The organism is Bradyrhizobium sp. UFLA03-84, assembly GCF_002289535.1.
GTDB lineage: Bacteria > Pseudomonadota > Alphaproteobacteria > Rhizobiales > Xanthobacteraceae > Bradyrhizobium > Bradyrhizobium viridifuturi.
In genome coordinates this window covers 1-1790 of record NZ_NSJY01000002.1, presented here as the reverse complement: position 1 = coordinate 1790, position 1790 = coordinate 1, and the positions used below count along the sequence as shown (strand labels likewise).

The window sequence follows — 1790 nt, the reverse complement described above, 5'->3', positions numbered from 1 at the left end:
TATGACGTGTCGGCCGAGTGGGCCAAGCGCGCTTATGTCAACGACGCCAAATATCGCGAGATGTACGCGCACTCGGTCAAGGACCCGAACGGCTTCTGGGCCGAGCACGGCAAGCGGATCGGCTGGATCAAGCCCTACACCAAGGTCGAGAACGTCTCCTTCGCGCCCGGCAACATCTCGATCAAATGGTTCGAGGACGGCGTGCTGAACGTCGCCTGGAACTGCATCGACCGCCATCTCGAGAAGCGCGGCGACCAGACCGCGATCATCTGGGAGGGCGACGATCCCTCCGAGTCCAAGCACATCACCTACCGCCAGCTGCATGACGAAGTCTGCAGGATGGCCAACATCCTGCGCACCCGGAACGTCAAGAAGGGCGACCGCGTCACGATCTATCTGCCGATGATTCCGGAAGCGGCCTACGCCATGCTGGCCTGCGCGCGGATCGGTGCGATTCACTCGGTGGTGTTCGGCGGCTTCTCGCCGGACAGCCTCGCCCAGCGCATCAAGGACTGCGATTCCAAGGTGATCATCACCGCCGACGAGGGCCTGCGCGGCGGCAAGAAGGTGCCGCTGAAGGCCAATGTCGATGCCGCGATCGCCAAGACCGGCGGCGTCGACTGGGTCGTGGTGGTGAAGCGCACCGGCGGCAAGATCGACATGAACCCGACCCGCGACCTCTGGTACCACGAGGCCGCCGCCATGGTGACGACGGAATGCCCGGCCGAGCACATGCATGCCGAGGACCCGCTGTTCATCCTCTACACCTCGGGCTCGACCGGCACCCCGAAGGGCGTGCTGCACACCTCGGGCGGCTATCTGGTGTTCGCGTCGATGACGCATCAATACGTGTTCGACTATCACGACGGCGACATCTACTGGTGCACCGCCGACGTCGGCTGGGTCACCGGCCACAGCTACATCCTCTACGGGCCGCTCTGTAACGGCGCGACCACGCTGATGTTCGAGGGCGTGCCGAACTACCCGGACAATTCGCGGTTCTGGAACGTGGTCGACAAGCACAAGGTCAACATCTTCTACACCGCACCGACCGCGATCCGCGCGCTGATGCAGGGCGGCGACGAGCCGGTGAAGAAGACCTCGCGCAAGTCGCTGCGGCTGCTCGGCTCGGTCGGCGAGCCGATCAATCCGGAAGCCTGGGAGTGGTACCATCGCGTGGTCGGCGACGACCGCTGCCCGATCGTCGACACCTGGTGGCAGACCGAGACCGGCGGCATCCTGATCACGCCGCTGCCGGGCGCCACCAAGCTGAAGCCGGGCTCGGCGACGCGGCCGTTCTTCGGCGTGGTGCCCGAGATCGTCGACGCCGACGGCAAGACGCTGGAGGGCGAGACCTCGGGCAATCTCTGCCTGACCAGGTCATGGCCGGGCCAGATGCGTACGGTCTATGGCGACCACGCCCGCTTCGAGCAGACCTATTTCTCGACCTACAAGAACAAGTACTTCACCGGCGACGGCTGCCGGCGCGATGCCGACGGCTACTACTGGATCACCGGCCGCGTCGACGACGTCATCAACGTGTCCGGCCACCGCATGGGCACCGCCGAGGTCGAGAGCTCGCTGGTCGCGCACGAGGCGGTGTCGGAAGCCGCCGTGGTCGGCTATCCGCACGACATCAAGGGCCAGGGCATCTACGCCTATGTCACGCTGATGAAGGGCACCGAGCCGACCGAGGCCTTGCGCAAGGAGCTGGTCGCCTGGGTCCGCAAGGACATCGGCCCGATCGCCTCGCCGGACCTGATCCAGTTCGCGCCCGGCCTGCCGAAGAC

General features: G+C 65.5%; 1 protein-coding gene. It reads left to right on the top strand.

The annotated features are described in order from the left end of the window. Positions 1-1790 (top strand): acetate--CoA ligase (gene acs, locus CK489_RS00020; protein WP_095730861.1); only part of this gene is annotated, 1790 nt, incomplete at both ends.